This is a genomic window from Rhodococcus sp. NPDC003382 (assembly GCF_053589135.1).
In genome coordinates this window covers 73,619-92,693 of record NZ_JBSFRH010000001.1, presented here as the reverse complement: position 1 = coordinate 92,693, position 19,075 = coordinate 73,619, and the positions used below count along the sequence as shown (strand labels likewise).

Genomic DNA, 19,075 nt, shown 5'->3' with positions numbered 1-19,075 from the left:
CCTTGTGCGACGGTGGCCGCGACCGTGCAGACGGTCGCGGCCACCGGGGGGTGAAGCACGGGATGGATCAGGACAGATCGACCTGCGCGACGCGGGCGTCGAGCTTCTCGACGATCTGGGCGACCTCGGCGTCGCCGACCACGCGGTCCACGCGCAGGATGACGGTGGCACCCGACCCCTCGACGTCCTGGCTCAGCGCAGCGGCCTGGATGTCGATGGACGCGTTGCCGAGGATCGTGCCGAGGATGCCGAGCACGCCCGGACGGTCCTCGTAGTGCACGATGATGTTGTGGCCCTCGGCGCGCAGGTCGAAGCTGCGGCCGTTGATGTTGACGATCTTCTCGACCTGCTGCAGGCCGGTCAGCGCACCCGCGACCGCGGTGACGGAGCCGTCGGCGGCCACGGCACGCACCTCGACGGCGCTGCGGTGCGTCTGCGCCTCGCTGTGCTTGTCGACCTCGACGCTCACGCCGCGCTGCTCGGCGAGCTGCGGAGCGTTGACGAAGGTCACGGCCTCGTCGCTGCTGGCGGAGAACAGGCCGCGCAGAGCCGCGAGCCCGAGGATGTCGACGTTCTCGGCGGAGAGCTCACCGCTGACGACGACCTGCACGTTCTGCACGGCCTCCGGCGAGAGCGTGCCGGCGAGCAGGCCGAGCTTGCGGACGAGTTCGAGCCACGGTGCGACCTCTTCGCCGACCGGGCCGCCGGAGACGTTGACGGCGTCCGGCACGAACTCGCCGGCCAGGGCCAGCAGCACGCTCTTGGCGACGTCGGTGCCGGCGCGGTCCTGCGCCTCGGCGGTGGAGGCACCCAGGTGCGGGGTCACCACGACGTTGTCCAGCTCGAACAGCGGCGAGTCGGTGCACGGCTCGGTGCTGAACACGTCGAGGCCGGCGCCGCGAACCTTGCCGGAGACGAGCGCGTCGTGGAGCGCGGCCTCGTCGATCAGGCCACCGCGGGCGGCGTTGACGATGATGACGCCGTCCTTGGCCCGGGCCAGACGCTCGGCGTTGATCAGGCCGGCGGTTTCTTTCGTCTTGGGCAGGTGCACCGAGATGAAGTCGGCGCGCTCGACGAGCTCGTCGATGTCGACCAGCTCGATGCCGAGCTGCGCGGCGCGCGCGGCGGGCAGGTAGGGGTCGTACGCGATGACCGTGGTCTCGAAGGCGGCGAGGCGCTGCGCGAAGAGCTGGCCGATGCGGCCCAGGCCGACGACACCGACGGTCTTGCCGAGGATCTCGGTGCCGTTGAAGCTCGAGCGCTTCCAGGTCTTCTCACGCAGGGTGCGGTCGGCGGCCGGGATCTGACGCGCGGTCGACAGCAGCAGCGAGACGGCGTGCTCGGCGGCCGAGTGGATGTTCGAGGTCGGCGCGTTCACGACCATGACGCCACGCTCGGTGGCGGCGGGGATGTCCACGTTGTCCAGGCCGACACCGGCGCGGCCGACGATCTTGAGCTTCGTCGCGGCGGCGAGCACCTCGGCGTCGACGGTGGTGGCGGAACGGACGAGCAGGGCGTCGGCGTCGGGCACAGCCGCGAGAAGCGCGGGGCGGTCCGGGCCGTCGACCCAGCGCACCTCGACACCGTCGCCGAGCGCATCGACGGTCGATTGCGCGAGCTTGTCGGCGATCAGGACAACGGGACGGCCATTCTGGCTCACGTGCGAACTCCCTGTAGTTGATTGTCTGCGGGCGTCGACGGCGCGCACACCCTTCTCGGCACGCGGCACAGCCGTGACAGCGTCGAGTTTAGAACCCCCCACCTCCGCGTGGGTGCGCGACCCGGGGTTGTCCTACCAGGTGGTACGACACGCCTCGATCGGTGTGATGCGACCCCCGGCGCACGTCGGAGGTGATTTCGATTACGCCGGGTCGGCGGGAGCCCTCGAGTTCGTCTCGTATGCCCGAATCCGATTTCACGAGAAATCGCTCGCCCGGTGCATGATTCGCGAACTCTCGGTCGAGTGTTGTTCTCGCGCTGGATGTTTCACCGATCAGTACTGTCCGGTTCGCCGGCCGCGCGTCGCTGTTCCCGGAACGCGGTGACCGCCGCGCGCACGGTCGGGTGAAAGTGTGTCGCGTCGAACCGATCCCCCACCCCGAACTGCACCAGTTTGTCCTTGATGGGGCCTTTCATCGCCGCGAACGCCAACCGGATTCCCTTGCTCGCCAGATAGCGGTCCAGGTCGACGAGTTCGTCGACGGCGGTGGTGTCGAGGCCGGTGATCGGTTCGGCGGCGATCACCACCCACTCGACGGGCGTCGGCGCGTGCGCCACCAGTTCCCGCACGTGGCGGTCGAGGAGATCACCGTTGGCGAAGAACAGCGGGGCGTCGAACCGCGCGATCACCAGTCCCGGAATCCGATGCCCCTCGGGATGCCGGGTGATGTCGTGGAGGCCCGGAACCCCGTCCAGTTCCACCAGTTCCGTGCGATAGGGCTGCCACGCTCGGACCACGACCGTCAGCAGGGACAGCCCGATAGCGACCAGGATGCCTTCGAGCACCCCGACGAGCGCGACTCCGAGGAACGCCGCGACGGCGAGACCGGCCTCGACGCGGCTCATCCGCCACATCGTGACCAGACCCCGCACGTCGATGAGCGCCGCCGCCGCGACCAGCACGACCGCGGCGAGCGCGGCCTGCGGCAGGTACGCCGTCAGACCGGGCACGAGCAGCACGAACGCGAGCACACCGAGGGCGCCGACGACGCCCACGAGCTGGGTCCGCGCACCGTTCTGCTCCGCCACCGGTGTCCGGGAAGAACTTGCGGAGATCGGGAATCCGCCGAACAATCCGCCGGCGATGTTGGCCACGCCCATCGCCCGCATCTCCGCGCTGCCGTCCACGTCGGCGCCGCGCCGGGCGGCGAACGTCCGGGACAGCACCGCGGTGTCGGCGAAGGCGATGAGGGCGATCGCGACGGCGGGACCGAGCATGGTGACCACGTCGTTCCACCCCACCCCGCCGAAGGACGGGGCGGGCAGGCCGCGGGGCAGCGCACCGACCATTGCGATGTCGTCGCCGAGACCGAGCACGGCGGACAGCGCGATCGCGCCGACAACCGCAACGAGCACCCCGGGTATCCGGATCCGCAGCATCCGGCACGTCACCATGACGGCCAGCGAGCCGACGCCCACGGCGGTGGCGAGCAGGTCGATGCCTCCGGTGACCGCTTCCCCGGCGACGGTGCCGATCCGGCCGAGTACGTCGTCCGCATCGACGTCGATGCCGAGCAGTGTGGGCAACTGTCCGATCACGACGACGAGCGCGATGCCGTTGAGGTATCCGATCCGGATCGGCTTGGACAGCAGATCGGTGACGAAACCCAGACGCAGGAACCCCGCGACGAGCAGGACGGTCCCCACGAGCACGGCGAGCACACCGGCCAGTGCGACTGCCCGCTGCGGATCACCGGAGGCAGCGGCGAGCGGGAGCACGGCCGCCGCGATCAACGGGGCCAGAGCCGAGTCGGGGCCGAGCACGAGCACCCGGGACGGCCCGACGATCGCGTACGCGAGCAGCGGCACGATCGTCGCGTAGAGCCCCGTGTACGCGGGCAGCCCCGCCGCGGTCGCGTACCCCATGCCCGCCGGGATCAGCAGCCCGATCAGCGCGAGGCCGGCGGTGACGTCCGGGCGCAACCACTCGCGACGGTAGGTGCGGACCGTGACGACCCCCGGCAGTCGATCGAGGCCCAGGCTCCAGGACATCGGCACATTATCCACCGAACACACCGGCGTATCCGCCACGAACGCCGCCGGCCCGGCACCCGAAGTCGGGTGCCGGGCCGGCAGAGGACGAAACTGCTTATGCGGTCTCGGTGATCGGGCGATCGACCCAGCTCATCAGGTCGCGCAGCTGCTTGCCGACGACCTCGATGCCGTGCTCGGCGTTCTGCTTGCGCAGGCCCTCGAGCTCCTTGTTGCCGTTCTCGACGTTGGCGACGAGACGCTTGACGAAGGTGCCGTCCTGGATGTCCTTGAGGATGTCCTTCATGCGCTCCTTGGTGCCGGCGTCGATGACGCGCGGGCCGGAGAGGTAGCCACCGAACTCGGCGGTGTCGGACACCGAGTAGTTCATGCGCGCGATGCCACCCTCGTACATGAGGTCGACGATGAGCTTGAGCTCGTGCAGGCACTCGAAGTACGCCATCTCCGGGGCGTAGCCCGCCTCGACGAGGACGTCGAAGCCGGTCTTGACGAGCTCCTCGGTGCCACCGCAGAGGACGGCCTGCTCACCGAACAGGTCGGTCTCGGTCTCTTCCTTGAAGGTGGTCTTGATGACGCCGGCGCGGGTGCCGCCGATGCCCTTCGCGTAGGACAGGGCCAGAGCCTCGCCCTCGCCCTTCGGGTCCTGGTGGATGGCGATGAGCGCGGGCACGCCCTTGCCGTCGACGAACTGACGACGCACCAGGTGGCCGGGGCCCTTGGGGGCGACCATGCCGACGGTGACGAACTCCGGAGCCTTGATCAGGCCGAAGTGGATGTTCAGGCCGTGGCCGAAGAACAGCGCGTCGCCGTCCTTCAGGTTCGGCTCGATGTCGTTCTTGAAGATCGACGCCTGCGCCGTGTCGGGGGCGAGCAGCATGATCACGTCGGCCCACTCCGAAACCTCGGCGGGGGTTCCGACGGTGAGGCCGGCTTCTTCGGCCTTGGCCCGCGACTTCGAGCCTTCCTTGAGACCGATGCGCACCTCGACGCCCGAGTCACGCAGGCTCAGCGAATGCGCGTGCCCCTGGCTGCCGTAGCCGATCACCGCGACCTTGCGGCCCTGGATGATCGACAGATCGGCGTTGTCGTCGTAGAAAAGCTCGACTGCCACAGTTCCTACCTCTTTCAGCAATTGGGGTGTGTTCAGGCTAACGGGTGGCCGTGATCGACTTGGGACCACGTCCGACGGCGACGACACCGGACTGCACGATCTCGCGGATGCCGTACGGCTCGAGCATCCGCAGAAGCGCGTCGAGCTTCGAGCGGGTGCCGGTGGCCTCGATGGTCAGCGACTCCGGAGAGACGTCGATCACCTTGGCGCGGAACAGGTTCACCGTCTCGATGACCTGGGTGCGGACGCTGGCGTCCGCACGGACCTTGATGAGCACGAGCTCGCGCGCCACCGACGCCTCGCCCTCCTGCTCGACGATCTTGATGACGTTGACCAGCTTGTTGAGCTGCTTGGTGACCTGTTCGAGCGGGAACTCGTCGACGGTCACGACGATCGTCATGCGGGAGATGTCGGGCACCTCGGTTCCCCCGACGGCGAGGGATTCGATGTTGAATCCGCGCCGCGAGAACAGGGCCGCGACACGGGCCAGCACGCCCGGCTTGTCCTCGACGAGAACGCTGAGGGTGTGACTCGTGCTCACTGACGATCCTCTCCTGCTGCGGAATCGGTGGCGGCCTGCTCGCGGTTCATGGCCTCGTGGATGACGGCGGGCTCGGCGGCGGCCTCGTCGTCGTCGAACAGCGGGCGGATGCCCCGCGCCGCCATGATTTCGTCATTGCTGGTGCCGGCGGCGACCATCGGCCACACCTGGGCGTCCTTACCGACGATGAAGTCGATGACGACCGGGCGGTCGTTGATGGCCTGGGCCTGGCGGATGGCGGGCTCGACGTCCTCTTCGCGCTCGACCCGGATGCCGACGCAGCCGAGGGCCTCGGCGAGCTTGACGAAGTCCGGGATCCGGACCTCACCGTGGGTACCGAGCTCGGTGTTCGAGTAGCGCTGGTCGTAGAACAGCGTCTGCCACTGACGGACCATGCCGAGATTGCCGTTGTTGATGAGCGCGACCTTGATCGGCACACCCTCGACGGCGCAGGTCGCGAGTTCCTGGTTGGTCATCTGGAAGCAGCCGTCACCGTCGATCGCCCACACCTCGGCCTCGGGCTTGCCCATCTTGGCGCCGAGGGCGGCCGGCACGGCGTAGCCCATGGTGCCGAGACCACCGGAGTTCAGCCACGTGCGCGGCTTCTCGTAGTCGACGAACTGCGCAGCCCACATCTGGTGCTGGCCGACGCCGGCGCAGTAGATGGCGTCCGGACCGGCGAGCTTGCCGACGGCCTGGATGACGTACTGCGGCGACAGGGAACCGTCGGCGGGACGGTCGTAGCTCAGCGGGTAGGTGCGACGGATGTCGTCGAGGTATTCCCACCACTGCGCGTAGTCGAGCTTGGTGCCGGTGGCCAGATCCGCACGGATCGCCTCGACGAGTTCGACGAGGACCTCGCGGCAGTCGCCGACGATCGGGACGTCCGCGTGCCGGTTCTTGCCGATCTCGGCGGGGTCGATGTCGGCGTGGATGACCTTCGCGTCCGGCGCGAACGAGTCGAGCTGACCGGTCACGCGGTCGTCGAAGCGGGCGCCGAGCGTGACGAGCAGGTCGCTCTTCTGCAGAGCCGCGACCGCCGCGACGGTGCCGTGCATACCGGGCATGCCGCAGTTGAGGCGGTGGGTGTCCGGGAATGCGCCGCGCGCCATCAGGGTGGTGACGACGGGGATGCCGGTCAGTTCGGCGAGCTCGAGCAGCTCGGCGGACGCGTCGGCCTTGATGACGCCGCCGCCGACGTACAGCACCGGGTTCTTCGCCTCGGCGATCAGGCGCGCGGCCTCGCGGACCTGCTTGCCGTGCGGCTTGGTCACCGGGCGGTAGCCGGGCAGGTGCATCTCCGGCGGCCAGCTGAAGGTGGTCTGCGCCTGCAGGATGTCCTTGGGGATGTCGACGAGGACGGCGCCGGGGCGGCCGGACGCGGCGATGTAGAAGGCCTCGGCGAGGATGCGCGGGATGTCGGCGCCGTCGGTGACGAGGAAGTTGTGCTTGGTCACCGGCATGGTGATGCCGGAGATGTCCGCTTCCTGGAAGGCGTCGGTGCCGATGAGACCGCGGCCGACCTGGCCCGTGATCGCGACGATCGGGACGGAGTCCATCTGGGCGTCGGCGAGCGGGGTCACGAGGTTGGTGGCGCCGGGGCCGGAGGTGGCCATGCACACACCGACCTTGCCGGTGGCCTGCGCATATCCGGTTGCGGCGTGACCGCCGCCCTGCTCATGACGAACGAGGACGTGACGGACCCGCTTGGAATCGAACAGCGGATCGTAGACGGGAAGGATCGCACCACCGGGGATGCCGAAGACCGTGTCGACCTCGAGCTCCTCGAGGGCTCGGACGACCGACTGGGCTCCGGTGACCCGCTCGGGCGCGACCTGGCGGCGAGTTCCGGGCTGCGCTGCGGCGGCTGCGGTAGTCGGGGTGGACCCCGGCTTTCGCGGCGAGGGTTGAGGCCGTGCGGTTGGTGCGCTCACTGCGAATTCCTCTGATTCTGGCTCCGGGCAACAAAAAACCCTCGTCAGCATCTGCTGTACGAGGGTGGCGCGTCGTGGGCGAGTTGCGGTATGCGGCTCAGGCGACGACGCGCCGGCCGATTACGAGCAACCCATTCTTATTCACGCGCTAGACGGTAGGCGCGCGCGAAGCAGACAGTCAACTTGGTTCGGTCGTCTGTCCCAGAATGTGAGATGCCTCGGCTGCAATGCGAAGATGGTGAGGTGTCATCCTCCCAGCAGCCCGTGCCACCGCGTTCATCATCCCACACGCCGGAATCGGCGACGCGCGTCATTCGGATTTCCCGATTGTCGCTGCTCGCGTGCGGCATCCTGCTCCTTGCGGTGGCCTCGCCCGCGATGGCCTGGCCCGCGGCGTTCTCCTGGATGCTGGTGATCCCGTTTCTCGTGCTCGCGTGGATCCTGCGCGTACGCACCGTCGTCGGACCCGACGGCATCACTGCCCGCGCCACGTTCTCGACGACCCGCATCGGGTGGGGCGCACTCGCGGGAATCCGCTTCCCCAAGCGCGGCTGGGCGCGCGCGACCCTCACCGACGGATCCGAGGTTCCGCTTCCCGTCGTCACGTTCGGCCGGCTCCCCGAGCTCGCCGAGGCCAGTGGCGGACGCATCACCGATCCGTATGCCGCGGCCGACGCCGCCCGCGCCGAGGCCGCGGAGCGTGAAGCCGAGGAAGACCCGGCCGCCGAGTCGGATGACGCATCGAAATAGCACAACGGTAAATTCGACACCGCTGCACCCCGGCCCCTGCCGCAGCCCGGCAGCCGGCCCGACAGCCGAAGGCGCAGCCACCCGCCCTGTGAAGGAAACCTGCACATGCCCCCGTTGAGGTCACGCACCACCACCGTCGGACGCAACGCCGCCGGTGCCCGCTCCCTGTGGCGCGCCACCGGTCTGACCGACTCCGATTTCGGCAAGCCGATCGTCGCGATCGCCAACTCCTACACGCAGTTCGTGCCCGGACACGTCCACCTCAAGGACGTCGGCGAGATCGTCGCCGACGCGGTCCGGGCCGCCGGTGGCGTCGCCCGCGAGTTCCACACCATCGCCGTCGACGACGGCATCGCGATGGGCCACGGCGGCATGCTGTACTCGCTCCCGAGCCGCGAAATCATCGCCGACTCGGTCGAATACATGGTGAACGCCCACACCGCCGATGCGCTGGTGTGTATCTCCAACTGCGACAAGATCACCCCGGGCATGCTCAATGCGGCCATGCGCCTGAACATTCCGACGATCTTCGTCTCCGGCGGTCCGATGGAAGCGGGCAAGGCGGTCGTCGTCGACGGTGTCGCCCACGCCCCCACCGACCTGATCACCGCGATCTCCGCGTCCGCGAGCGAGTCGGTGAGCGACGAGGGCCTCGACGAGGTCGAGCGCAGCGCCTGCCCGACGTGCGGTTCGTGCTCGGGCATGTTCACCGCGAACTCGATGAACTGCCTCACCGAGGCGCTGGGCCTGGCGCTGCCGGGCAACGGGTCGACCCTCGCCACCCACGCCGCCCGCCGCGCGCTGTTCGAGAAGGCCGGCACCACGATCGTCGAGGCGGCGCTGCGTTACTACCGCGACGAGGACGAGTCGGTGCTGCCCCGCAACATCGCCACCCCGGCGGCGTTCCGCAACGCGATGGCACTCGACGTCGCGATGGGCGGTTCGACGAACACCGTGCTGCACACCCTCGCCGCCGCGCAGGAAGGCGAGGTCGACTTCGACCTCGAGACCATCGACGCGATCAGCCGCAAGGTTCCGTGCCTGTCGAAGGTGTCACCGAACTCCGACTACCACATGGAGGACGTGCACCGCGCGGGCGGAATCCCCGCGCTGCTCGGTGAACTCCGCCGCGGCGGCCTGCTCGAGACGGACGTCCACACCGTGCACACGGCGAGTTTCGACCAGTGGCTCGACGAGTGGGACATCCGGTCCGGCAAGGCCACCGAGGAGGCGCTCGAACTGTTCCACGCCGCCCCCGGCGGGGTTCGCACCACCGAGCCGTTCTCGACCGACAACCGCTGGGCGTCGCTGGACACCGACGCCGCCGGTGGCTGCATCCGTGACATCGAGCACGCCTACACGGTCGAGGGTGGCCTGTGCGTGCTGCGCGGCAACCTTGCCGTCGACGGCGCGATCCTCAAGACCGCCGGTATCGACGAGGACCTGTTCAGCTTCGAGGGACCGGCCCTGGTGGTCGAGTCGCAGGAGGAGGCCGTCTCGGTCATCCTCGGCAAGAAGGTGAAGCCGGGCGATGTCGTGGTCGTGCGCTACGAGGGCCCCGCGGGTGGTCCCGGCATGCAGGAGATGCTGCACCCGACGTCCTTCCTCAAGGGCGTGGGCCTCGGCAAGGTGTGCGCGCTGATCACCGACGGCCGCTTCTCCGGTGGCACGTCGGGCCTGTCCATCGGGCACGTCTCCCCCGAGGCCGCGTCCGGCGGTGTGATCGGTCTCGTCGAGAACGGTGACCGCATCCGCATCGACGTCGCGACCCGCACCCTCGAGGTGCTCGTCGACGACGAGGTGCTCGCCGAGCGCCGCGCGAAGATGGAGGCCTCGGAGAACCCGTGGCAGCCGGTCGCCCGTGACCGTGTCGTGTCGAAGGCCCTGCGCGCCTACGCGGCGCTCGCGACCTCCGCCGACAAGGGTGCCGTCCGCCAGCTCCCGTAGCTCGTACTCGTGCGCGGTTTCGGTAGCTCCGGCTACCGAAACCGCGCACGAGCGCGTCAGCGCACGAAAAGCCAGAGGCACACGCCGCCGGCGACGCCGAGCAGCAGTGCCACGAACGATCCGATGAACGGGCGCGTCGCCCAGCCACGTGCTCCGTCGACGGCGATCCGGCCGGGACCGGTCAGCACGATCGCCACCGCCGCCGCCCCGAGCAGTAGCTCGAACTCCACACCGGATTGCTCCGCCGCGAAGTACTGCAGGCCCGGTTCGAGGTGGTGTTTGAACAGCACCGCGTTGATCATGATCGCGACCACGGCGGCCGCTGCGAGCGGTGTCAGCAGGCCCAGGACCAGCAGGGTCCCCGCCGCGACCTCCCCGATCGCACCGACGATCGCGAGGATCTCCGAGTACCGGTAGCCGGCGCCCTCGACGAGCGCTTCGAATCCGTCGAGTCCGGGTCCGTCCCACCATCCGGTGAGTTTCTGCAGCCCGTGCACGATCATGATGCCGCCGACGGCCAGCCTCAGGATCAGCAAACCGAGGTCGAGGGTGCCGCGCCGTACCTTCGGGGGCACAGCGGCAACCGGTTCCGGCTCCTCGTACGATCCCGGCGCGACCGGCATCTCCGGCCGATGGATCGGGTCGGTGGGGCCGTCGAACGCCCCGGCGGAGCGGGATTCGAACGACCTTTGATCCAGGTCGAGGTCGTCGTCGGATTCGAGCATCGACGAACGTGGACGGTTCAGCTCGAGCGTCGGATTGTCGTACGGCGCCGGCTCCGGGACTGGGTCTTTCGCCTTGTCGCTCACGTGGTCCAGCCTAGGTCGCGCGGCGGGGAGCACCCGGGAACCGAGGAGACGCTCGGCGTGCCGGTAACGTTTGCGGCATGACGAGGGGTGCGCGGTTGAGGGGTTCGCGGCGACTGCCGACATTGGTGCTGGCACTCGGCCTGTTCGCCACGGTCACGTCGTGTGCCCGGTTCGACGATGCGGCCACGACCCCGTTCACACCGGAGCCGTCGTTCGACGGCGGTGCCGACATCGGCCCGCTCGAGCAGTCACCGACCACGTCGACGACACCGTCCGTCCCTGCGGTGCCTCCCGGCCCGTGTGTGGATCCGGATCCCGCGGTCGTCGCCACGTGCCTCGACACCACCGGTGGGCTCGTCACCGTGCCGGACGGCAGTTCCGCGTTCGTGGCCGAGCGGCGCACCGGACGGATCCTGCAGGTCGCCCCCGGCACCGAACCCGTCGAGATCGCAACGATCCCGGTGGACGGCTCGGGCGACGGAGGCCTCCTCGACCTGACCCTGTCCCCCAGCTACGGCGAGGACCGGCTGCTCTACGCGTACATCACGACACCGTCCGACAACCGGGTGGTGCGCATCGCCGCCGGCGACGTCCCCAAGGATGTGTTCACCGGCATCCCACGCGGCGCGAACGGTAACGCCGGCGCCATCGAGTTCGTCACCCCCACCGAGCTGGCCGTCCTCACCGGAGACGTCGGAAACCCTGCTGCCGCAACAGATCCCGCGTCGCTTGCCGGGAAGCTGCTGCGCGTGCCGCTGCCCGCCCCGGGCGGTCCTGCCCCCGCACCGACGGTGGTGCTGTCCGGCATCGGAACGGCCGGCGACGTGTGCCGTGACCCGATCGGCAATCTGTGGGTCACCGACCGCACGCCGCTCGAGGACCGGTTGCAGCGGGTGGGGTCGGACGGTTCCGTCGCGGGCGCGCCGGTGTGGACGTGGCCGGACCGTCCCGGCCTCGCCGGATGCGCGGCCGGCCCCGATGCGGTGGCGATCTCATTGACCGACGGCAAGGCGGTGTCGGTGGTCGCCACCGACCCGGGTACCGGCGCGGTCACCGCGGCCCCGGTGCTCGCAGCGCAGGACAGGTACGGGCGGCTGGGCGGCGCGTCGGCCGGCGCCGACGGGTTGCTGTGGGTCTCGACCGTCAACAAGGACGGCGGCCAGCCGGGGCCGAACGACGATCGGGTCGTGCGCATCCAGTTCCCGGCAGGCGGTGGCGGATTCGACTGAGCCGGAAAGACCGTCGGACGTCGCCGTCTCGCGTCCCGGAGAACCACTCTCGGCGACAATCGACGCGGTGGGTGCGAATTCGCTCACGCTACAGCGTGGGCGAATTCCGAAACACGTCGTGAATTCGGGATTATTCGCAGCCTCAGCGACCGGCGTCCGGCGAACTCACCGACTGCGGCCGATCGGATCGCTGGAGCAGCCCCGCGACCATCGGAAGGACCAGCACCGTGATCGCCCCGGCCGCAACGAGAATCGACGCACTGCCGTTCGTCATCTCCCCCGCCGAGACCGCGACCCCGGTGACGGCGACGATGAGCGGAAGCCCGGTCGTCGAGTACAGCGCGATCTGCAGTTGTTCCGCGGTGTCGAAGCGGGAGTCGCGGTCGAGGCGTGCGGACACGAACACCGGCACACCCCGGACCAGAATCAGCAACAGCAGGAACGCTATCAGCACACCGGGTTTCTCGACGACGGCACCCACGTCGATCGCCATCCCGGAGGTGACGAAGAAGATCGGGATGAGGAACCCGTAGGCAAGTCCGTCGAGTTTCGTCTCGAGCAGCACGTCGCCGGACGGAATCGCCCGGCGCAGGATGAATCCCGCGGCGAACGCGCCGAGGATCACGTCCAGGTCGAACACGACCGCGAGGGTGATGAGCCCGACGAGCAGCAGCATCGTCAACCGGACCGACGTCTGGGCGGTGGTCATCGAGGTGCGTCGCACGAATGCCAGGAACTGCGATCCTTCCCGCAGGATCCGCGGCGGCAGCAGTGCCACGATCACGGCGACCACCGCGAACGCCGCGAGGACCAGCAGGGATCCGAGCGCACCGCGCGCGCCCAGCAGCGTCGCCATCGCGATCACGGGCAGTAGCTCGCCGACCGCTCCGTGGTTGAGCACCGACCGCCCGAGCGGGGTGTCGACGAGCCCGCGGTCCGCGAGGATCGGCAGCAGAGTGCCCAGCGCGGTCGACGTCAACGCGATCGCGACGGCGACCTCGGCATTCACGAGACCGGCCGCGCCGAGCGCCGCGACGGTCGCCAGGGCCAGTGTCATGCACACGCACCACGTGATCAGGGCGCGGCGACCACCGCGACCGCGCAGCTCCGCGGGATCGATCTCGTAGCCGGCGAGCAGGAACAGCAGCCCCAGACCGAGTTCGCGGAGCATCTCGATCCCGCCGTCGACCTCGGCGAAGCCGAGCGCGTTGGGACCGATGACGACCCCCGCGACGAGCAGCAGCACCACTTCCGGCACGAGGCGACGCGGCACCGCTCCCGCGACGAGCGGCGCGACCACAGCCGCCACGACGATCCAGAACAGCGAAAGGGCGACTGCGGCATCCATGTACCGCTACGTTAGCGGCCCAAGATCAACTGCACGCGGCGATGACGAGTTCCTTGACGCGCGCCGGGTCGGCCTGGCCGCGGGTGGCCTTCATGACGTCGCCGACGATCTTGCCGGCCGCCTGGACCTTGCCGGAGCGGATCTTGTCGGCGATGTCGGGGTTCGCGGCCAGCGCCTCGTCGACCGCGGCCTGCAGCGCCGAGTCGTCCCGCACGACCTCGAGTCCGCGCGCGGCCACGACCTCCTCCGGTTCGCCCTCGCCGGCGAGCACACCGTCGACGACCTGCCGCGCGAGCTTGTTGGTGAGCTTGCCGTCGGCGACCAGCGCGATGACCTTCGCGACCTGCTCCGGGGTGATCGGCAGATCCGCGAGTTCCACCTCGCGGGCGTTGGCCTGCTGCGTCAGGTAGGCGACCCACCAGGACCGGGCCTCGGACGCGGGCGCCCCGGCCTCGGTCGTCGCGATCACCAGGTCGAGAGCACCGGCGTTGACCAGGTCGCGCATCTCCTCGTCGGAGACACCCCATTCCTTCTGGATGCGGGCGCGGCGCAGCCACGGCAGCTCCGGCAGGGTGCCGCGCAGTTCCTCGATCCACTCGGCGCTCGGAGCGACCGGCTCGAGATCCGGCTCCGGGAAGTAGCGGTAGTCCTCTGCGGTTTCCTTGCGGCGACCGGGCGAGGTCGTGCCGTCGGCCTCCTGGAAGTGGCGGGTCTCCTGGACCACCGTGCCACCGGCCACGAGCACCGCCGCCTGGCGGCGCATCTCGTAGCGGACCGCGACCTCGACGGACTTGAGCGAGTTCACGTTCTTGGTCTCCGTGCGGGTACCGAACTCGTCCGCGCCGATCGGGTTGAGCGAGAGGTTGGCGTCGCAGCGCATCGAGCCCTGGTCCATGCGCACGTCCGACACGTCGAGGGCCTTCAGCAGATCGCGCAGTGCGGTGACGTAGGCGCGGGCGACCTCGGGGGCACGCTCACCGGCACCGACGATCGGCTTGGTGACGATCTCGACGAGCGGCACACCGGCACGGTTGTAGTCCAGCAGCGAGTGGCTCGCCCCGTGGATGCGTCCGGTCGCGCCGCCGACGTGCAGCGACTTGCCGGTGTCCTCCTCCATGTGGGCGCGTTCGATCTCGACCCGCCACGTGGTGCCGTCGTCGAGCACGACGTCGAGGTAGCCGTTCGTCGCGATCGGCTCGTCGTACTGCGAGATCTGGTAGTTCTTCGGCTGATCCGGGTAGAAGTAGTTCTTGCGCGCGAACCGGCCCCACGGGGTGATCTCGCAGTTCAGCGCCAGGCCGATGCGGATGGCGGATTCGACGGCAGCCTGGTTGACGACGGGCAGCGATCCGGGCAGGCCCAGGCACACCGGGCACACCTGCGTGTTGGGCTCGGCACCGAACGTGGTCGGGCAGCCGCAGAACATCTTGGTGGCGGTGTGCAGTTCGACGTGCACCTCCATGCCCATCACGGGCTCGAACTTCGCGAGCACGTCGTCGTAGGCGAGCAGATCATCGGACATGGCGGCAGTCATGCGGTCGATTTTAGACGCCGCCACCCGGCCCACTCACCACCACTCAGCCGAACAGAACCCGCATCTCCTGGTATCGCTCCTCCGGCACCAGCTTGTGGTGCGCGAGCGCCTCGTCGAACCCGACGCGGACGATGCGGGTGCCGTGCAGCGCCACCATGTGACCCCAGTCCTCGTCGGCGACGAGATCGGTGACGGCCATACCGAGCCGGGTCGCCAGGACCCGATCGAACGCGGTGGGCACTCCCCCGCGCTGGATGTGACCGAGCACCGTCGCACGGGTCTCGATGCCGGTGCGTTCCTCGATCATCGGGGCCAGGATCTCGGCGATACCACCGAGGCGCGGACGATCGAATCCGTCGAGACCCTTGTGCGAGTGGGCCTCGGTCATGTCCGGCAGCGTGAAGCCCTCGGCGACGACGACCATCGGGGCGCGACCGCGGTCGCGCACACTCGTCGTCCACGCGCAGATCTGGTCGATGCTCTCCGGGTGCTCGGGAATGAGGATCGCGTGCGCGCCCCCCGCTGTACCCGAGTGCAGGGCGATCCACCCGGCGTGCCGCCCCATCACTTCGAGCACCATGCAGCGTTTGTGCGAGTTACCGGTGGTGCGCAAGCGGTCGATGGCGACGGTGGCGATCTCGACGGCCGTGTCGAATCCGAACGTGTAGTCGGTGCGGCCGAGGTCGTTGTCGATCGTCTTGGGAACCCCGACGATCGGGATTCCTTCCTCGAACAGTCGTTTCGACGCCGCCGCGGTGCCTTCTCCGCCGATCGCCACCACCGCGTCGACACCGAGTTTCTCGAGGGTGCGGGCGATGTTCTGCGCGCCGCCCTGCGGTCCCTGATACGGCCCGAATCGGCTGGTGCCGAGGATCGTGCCGCCCTGGTTCGACAGGCCCCGCACCGAACTGCGGTCGAGCGGCATCGCATCGCCCTCGACGAGTCCGCGCCATCCGTCGAGGAAGCCGACGAACTCCTGGCCGTACACGGTCTCCCCTTTCAGGACCGCGCCGCGGATCACCGCATTGAGTCCCGGGCAGTCGCCGCCGCTGGTGAGAATTCCGACCTTCGTCATGTACGCCTCCGTTGCAGAGGATCCGTGTCGCTCCTGTCATCCTGCCCGCAAGCGGCGTGAGCGTCATCTCGATCGGCAACGTTGCCCGCTGCAAAGTCTCACAGAGAACCCGCGATCGCGCTGAGCGGAACGCAACGCGCACTTACGGCGAGGCAACACACCGGTCACCGCGGCCCACGACACTTTCTCCGATCCCACAGGAGGTTGCCGTGTCCTATGTCCCACCGGCCGAGCTGGCCCGCGCAATGGTCGACGCCGGCCATAGCAAAGTCCTCACGTCCACCCGCGACACGCTGATCCGCGCGTTCATGGGTGGTGCGCTGCTCACCCTCGCGGCGGCGTTCGCGGTCACCGTGACCGTCCAGACGGGTAACGCCCTGCTCGGCGCGGCCCTGTTCCCGGTCGGTTTCTGCCTGCTCTACCTGCTCGGTTTCGACCTGCTCACCGGGGTGTTCACGCTCGCGCCGGTCGCATACCTGGACCGCCGTCCGGGCGTGACGATCGGCGGCGTCCTGCGCAACTGGGGACTGGTGTTCGTCGGCAACTTCGCCGGGGCGTTCATGGTCGCCGTGATCATCACGTTCGTGCTCACCTACGGATATTCGATTCCGCCGAACGAGGTGGCCGAGAAGCTGATGACCATCGGCGAGTCACGCACCGTCGGCTATGCCGAACACGGCGCCGCGGGCATGGCGACGCTGTTCCTGCGCGGCGTGCTGTGCAACTGGATGGTCTCGACCGGTGTGGTCGCCGCGATGATGTCGAAGAACGTGACCGGCAAGGTGCTCGGCATGTGGCTGCCGATCATGCTGTTCTTCTACATGGGATTCGAGCACTCCGTGGTCAACATGTTCCTGTTCCCGTCCGGCCTGCTCCTCGGCGCCGACTTCACCCTCGTCGACTACCTCGTGTGGAACGAGATCCCGACGGTGCTCGGCAATCTCGTGGGCGGACTGGTCTTCGTCGGCCTGGCCATCTACACGACCCACGTCCGCACCCAGCCCAAGCGGGCCACCGTCGAGATCGCGCCCGCGCCGGAGCGGGAGACCGAAACGGTCTGATCGCGAACACTTCCGCGGAGAACGAAGGGGCCGGGCGTGGTCGGGACGCCCGGCCCCTTCGCGGTTCCGATCCGACCGTCACCCGGGCACGACGAGCCCCGACTCGTAGGCCACCACAACCGCCTGCGCGCGGTCCCGCAGATGCAACTTGCCGAGCACCTTGCCGACGTGCGTCTTGACCGTCTGTTCGGCGACGAACAACCGTTGCGCGATCTCCTGGTTCGACAGGCCGTGCGCGATCAGCTCGAGCACTTCCGTCTCGCGCGGGGTCAGCACGTCGAGCGCGGTGCTGCGACGGGGCGCGCGCCGGCGGGTCACGTCGGCGATGAGCCGGCGGGTGACCGTCGGCGCCAGCAACGCCTGCCCGTCGGCGACGACCCGTACGGCCCGGACGAGTTCGTCCGCCGGCGCGTCCTTGAGCAGAAACCCGCTCGCACCCATCCCCAGCGCCTCGTACACATAGTCGTCGAGGTCGAATGTGGTGAGCATCAACACTTTCGAGCGCGGCTCGCGCCGGTCGGCGAGGATGTGCCGAGCAGCGTCGAGGCCGTTCATCTCCGGCATGCGCACGTCCATGAGCACGACGTCGGGCCGCAACCTCGCGACCTCGCTCACCGCGACCTTCCCGTCCGGGGCGTCCCCGACGACACTGATGTCGGGTTGCGCGGCGAGCAGCGCGCCGAAGCCCTGGCGGACCATGGCCTGATCGTCGGCGATGAACACGGTGATGGGTGCGTGCGGCTCGGTCATCACCCCCACCCTAGGCGGCGGGGACGCGGGGCAGCACCGCCGACACCTCGAATCCTCCGTCGGGTCGCGGGTGCGCGTACAACCGTCCCCCGACCGACGCCGCCCGATCGGCCATGCCGCGGATACCGTTGCCGCCTCCGCGGTCCGGCCGGTCCACGGGACGGTCCCCGCGACCGGCCTCCGAGGCGCCGTTGCGGACGGTCAGGTCCACCTGGTCCGGACCGCACACCACCTGCACGGACACCTCCGAGCCCGGCGCGTGCCGGGCCGCGTTGGCGAGCGACTCCTGCAGGATCCGGTACACCGCGAGTCCCGCGCTGTCGGACACCGACCCGGTGTCCCCGTCGATCCGTGCGGTGAGGTGCACCCCGGCGCGGCGGGACGCGTCGAACAGTTCGTCGACCCGGCTCAGCCCGGGCTGCGGAGCGTTCTCGGGCAGCATGCCGTCGCTTCGCAACACACCGAGCATGCCGCGGACCTCGTTGAGCGCCTCCCGCGCGTGAACGCCGATCGATTCGAATTCGGCGCGGACCTCGTCGGAGACGTCCGGCAGCCGGTACGGGGCGCTCTGCGCCTGCACCACGACTAGGGACATGTGGTGGGCGACGATGTCGTGCAGGTCGCGGGCGATGCGCGCCTTCTCCTCGAGCGCCGCGCGACGGGCACGTTCGAGTTCGCTGATCTCCTCCTCACGGGCCAGTTGCCGCCGGGACAGCACCAGCCAGCGCACGAGCAGCGCGAACGCCGCGATCGCGGCGAGCCCGATCGCCCAGCCCCATCCGTCGTTGCCCGGCAGGTAGACGAAGAACAACAGGACGGTCGCGAGCCAGACGACGAGCACGATCCGGATCTCCTCGCGCAGGCACACCGCGACGAGCAGGGCGAGGAGCACCAGAATGTGGACTACCTGCCAGGGATAGCCGTAGTTCGGGACCCGGTCGAACGCCCACGGAACGATCATCGCCGCGACCGCGGAGATCGCCCACCCCAGCGCCGGCTGCGCCCGGATCAGCAGGAACGGGAACACCGCCAGCCCGGAGATGATCGGCATGAGCGGCGCCGGAACGTCGTGCGTGAGCTGGAGCGTCGGCCACGCGATCGCGTAGAGGATCACGGTGGTCACGACGATCGCGATGTTCCACCAGCGTCCGCGACCGTACCGGACCGACAGGTCCACGCCGTGATGTACACCTTCACGCACCAACGAATTCACGGTTCCCACGCTAGGTACCGCAGCCTCGTCTGTCCTCATACCGTGGAGTGAGATCTCGCTGC

15 protein-coding genes are annotated in these 19,075 nt (G+C 69.1%); 4 read left to right on the top strand and 11 right to left on the bottom strand.

Translation table 11 applies throughout. The features are described from left to right. Nucleotides 1-67 precede the first annotated feature (67 nt). The 5 genes from serA to ACWDUD_RS00405 form a co-directional block, all read right to left on the bottom strand. The gene (gene serA / locus ACWDUD_RS00425) at nucleotides 68-1,660 is read right to left on the bottom strand and encodes a phosphoglycerate dehydrogenase (RefSeq protein ID WP_197257345.1); all 1,593 of its coding nucleotides are present in this window, start codon (nucleotides 1,658-1,660) and stop codon (nucleotides 68-70) included. A gap of 326 nt (nucleotides 1,661-1,986) precedes the next feature. Then, nucleotides 1,987-3,711, bottom strand: a complete 1,725-nt coding sequence (locus ACWDUD_RS00420) for a SulP family inorganic anion transporter (RefSeq protein WP_450108022.1) — start codon at nucleotides 3,709-3,711, stop codon at nucleotides 1,987-1,989. A 97-nt stretch (nucleotides 3,712-3,808) separates the two neighbouring features. Beyond that, nucleotides 3,809-4,822 (bottom strand): ketol-acid reductoisomerase, encoded by a 1,014-nt coding sequence (gene ilvC / locus ACWDUD_RS00415; RefSeq protein ID WP_197257346.1) that lies wholly within the window; start codon nucleotides 4,820-4,822, stop codon nucleotides 3,809-3,811. 37 nt (nucleotides 4,823-4,859) lie between these two features. After that, a complete protein-coding gene (gene ilvN / locus ACWDUD_RS00410; RefSeq protein WP_197257348.1) occupies nucleotides 4,860-5,363 on the bottom strand; it encodes an acetolactate synthase small subunit in 504 nt (167 codons plus the stop codon). Further along, nucleotides 5,360-7,297: an acetolactate synthase large subunit gene (locus ACWDUD_RS00405; protein ID WP_197257350.1), complete on the bottom strand. Its 1,938-nt coding sequence runs from the start codon at nucleotides 7,295-7,297 to the stop codon at nucleotides 5,360-5,362. The genes ilvN and ACWDUD_RS00405 overlap by 4 nt, the downstream gene beginning before the upstream one ends. 264 nt (nucleotides 7,298-7,561) lie before the next feature. On the opposite strand from ACWDUD_RS00405, the gene ACWDUD_RS00400 reads away from it, so the two are divergent. Together ACWDUD_RS00400 and ilvD are read left to right on the top strand one after the other, a co-directional pair. Continuing rightward, complete coding sequence (locus ACWDUD_RS00400) at nucleotides 7,562-8,047, top strand: PH domain-containing protein (protein WP_450108142.1); 486 nt, start codon at nucleotides 7,562-7,564, stop codon at nucleotides 8,045-8,047. A 105-nt stretch (nucleotides 8,048-8,152) separates the two neighbouring features. Further along, nucleotides 8,153-9,994, top strand: coding sequence for a dihydroxy-acid dehydratase (gene ilvD / locus ACWDUD_RS00395; protein ID WP_450108021.1), 1,842 nt, complete (start codon nucleotides 8,153-8,155; stop codon nucleotides 9,992-9,994). Between the two features lie 56 nt (nucleotides 9,995-10,050). Here the strand turns inward: ilvD and ACWDUD_RS00390 are convergent, their stop codons facing one another. Beyond that, nucleotides 10,051-10,803, bottom strand: coding sequence for a DoxX family protein (locus ACWDUD_RS00390; protein WP_450108020.1), 753 nt, complete (start codon nucleotides 10,801-10,803; stop codon nucleotides 10,051-10,053). Between the two features lie 77 nt (nucleotides 10,804-10,880). Here ACWDUD_RS00390 and ACWDUD_RS00385 point away from each other — a divergent pair, with 77 nt between their 5' ends. After that, complete coding sequence (locus tag ACWDUD_RS00385) at nucleotides 10,881-12,032, top strand: PQQ-dependent sugar dehydrogenase (protein WP_450108019.1); 1,152 nt, start codon at nucleotides 10,881-10,883, stop codon at nucleotides 12,030-12,032. 142 nt (nucleotides 12,033-12,174) lie between these two features. Here the strand turns inward: ACWDUD_RS00385 and ACWDUD_RS00380 are convergent, their stop codons facing one another. From ACWDUD_RS00380 to ACWDUD_RS00370, 3 genes are read right to left on the bottom strand one after another with little or no spacing between them, the layout of a single operon-like run. Continuing rightward, entirely contained in the window at nucleotides 12,175-13,380 is a 1,206-nt protein-coding gene (locus ACWDUD_RS00380; protein ID WP_450108018.1) for a cation:proton antiporter, read from the bottom strand. Between the two features lie 25 nt (nucleotides 13,381-13,405). Beyond that, entirely contained in the window at nucleotides 13,406-14,914 is a 1,509-nt protein-coding gene (gene gatB, locus ACWDUD_RS00375) for an Asp-tRNA(Asn)/Glu-tRNA(Gln) amidotransferase subunit GatB (RefSeq protein ID WP_450108017.1), read from the bottom strand. Between the two features lie 43 nt (nucleotides 14,915-14,957). Continuing rightward, nucleotides 14,958-15,989 (bottom strand): 6-phosphofructokinase, encoded by a 1,032-nt coding sequence (locus ACWDUD_RS00370; RefSeq protein ID WP_197257358.1) that lies wholly within the window; start codon nucleotides 15,987-15,989, stop codon nucleotides 14,958-14,960. Between the two features lie 209 nt (nucleotides 15,990-16,198). Between ACWDUD_RS00370 and ACWDUD_RS00365 the strand changes: the two genes are divergently transcribed. Then, nucleotides 16,199-17,050: a formate/nitrite transporter family protein gene (locus tag ACWDUD_RS00365; protein ID WP_197257360.1), complete on the top strand. Its 852-nt coding sequence runs from the start codon at nucleotides 16,199-16,201 to the stop codon at nucleotides 17,048-17,050. Between the two features lie 78 nt (nucleotides 17,051-17,128). Here ACWDUD_RS00365 and ACWDUD_RS00360 read toward each other — a convergent pair whose 3' ends face one another. Then, nucleotides 17,129-17,800 carry a response regulator gene (locus ACWDUD_RS00360; protein WP_248673337.1) on the bottom strand — a complete coding sequence of 224 codons (672 nt, stop codon included), beginning with the start codon at nucleotides 17,798-17,800 and terminating at the stop codon, nucleotides 17,129-17,131. Between the two features lie 10 nt (nucleotides 17,801-17,810). Next, nucleotides 17,811-19,022, bottom strand: a complete 1,212-nt coding sequence (locus ACWDUD_RS00355; RefSeq protein ID WP_450108016.1) for a sensor histidine kinase — start codon at nucleotides 19,020-19,022, stop codon at nucleotides 17,811-17,813. Between the last annotated feature and the right edge of the window lie 53 nt (nucleotides 19,023-19,075).

Excerpts from the sequence above, each read along its gene's own strand:
- ACWDUD_RS00420 (WP_450108022.1), bottom strand. The coding sequence starts at position 3,711 with ATGTCCTGGAGCCTGGGCCTCGATCGACTGCCGGGGGTCGTCACGGTC.
- ilvD (WP_450108021.1), top strand. The coding sequence starts at position 8,153 with ATGCCCCCGTTGAGGTCACGCACCACCACCGTCGGACGCAACGCCGCC.
- ACWDUD_RS00385 (WP_450108019.1), top strand. The coding sequence starts at position 10,881 with ATGACGAGGGGTGCGCGGTTGAGGGGTTCGCGGCGACTGCCGACATTG.
- ACWDUD_RS00380 (WP_450108018.1), bottom strand. The coding sequence starts at position 13,380 with ATGGATGCCGCAGTCGCCCTTTCGCTGTTCTGGATCGTCGTGGCGGCT.
- gatB (WP_450108017.1), bottom strand. The coding sequence starts at position 14,914 with ATGACTGCCGCCATGTCCGATGATCTGCTCGCCTACGACGACGTGCTC.
- ACWDUD_RS00370 (WP_197257358.1), bottom strand. The coding sequence starts at position 15,989 with ATGACGAAGGTCGGAATTCTCACCAGCGGCGGCGACTGCCCGGGACTC.
- ACWDUD_RS00360 (WP_248673337.1), bottom strand. The coding sequence starts at position 17,800 with ATGACCGAGCCGCACGCACCCATCACCGTGTTCATCGCCGACGATCAG.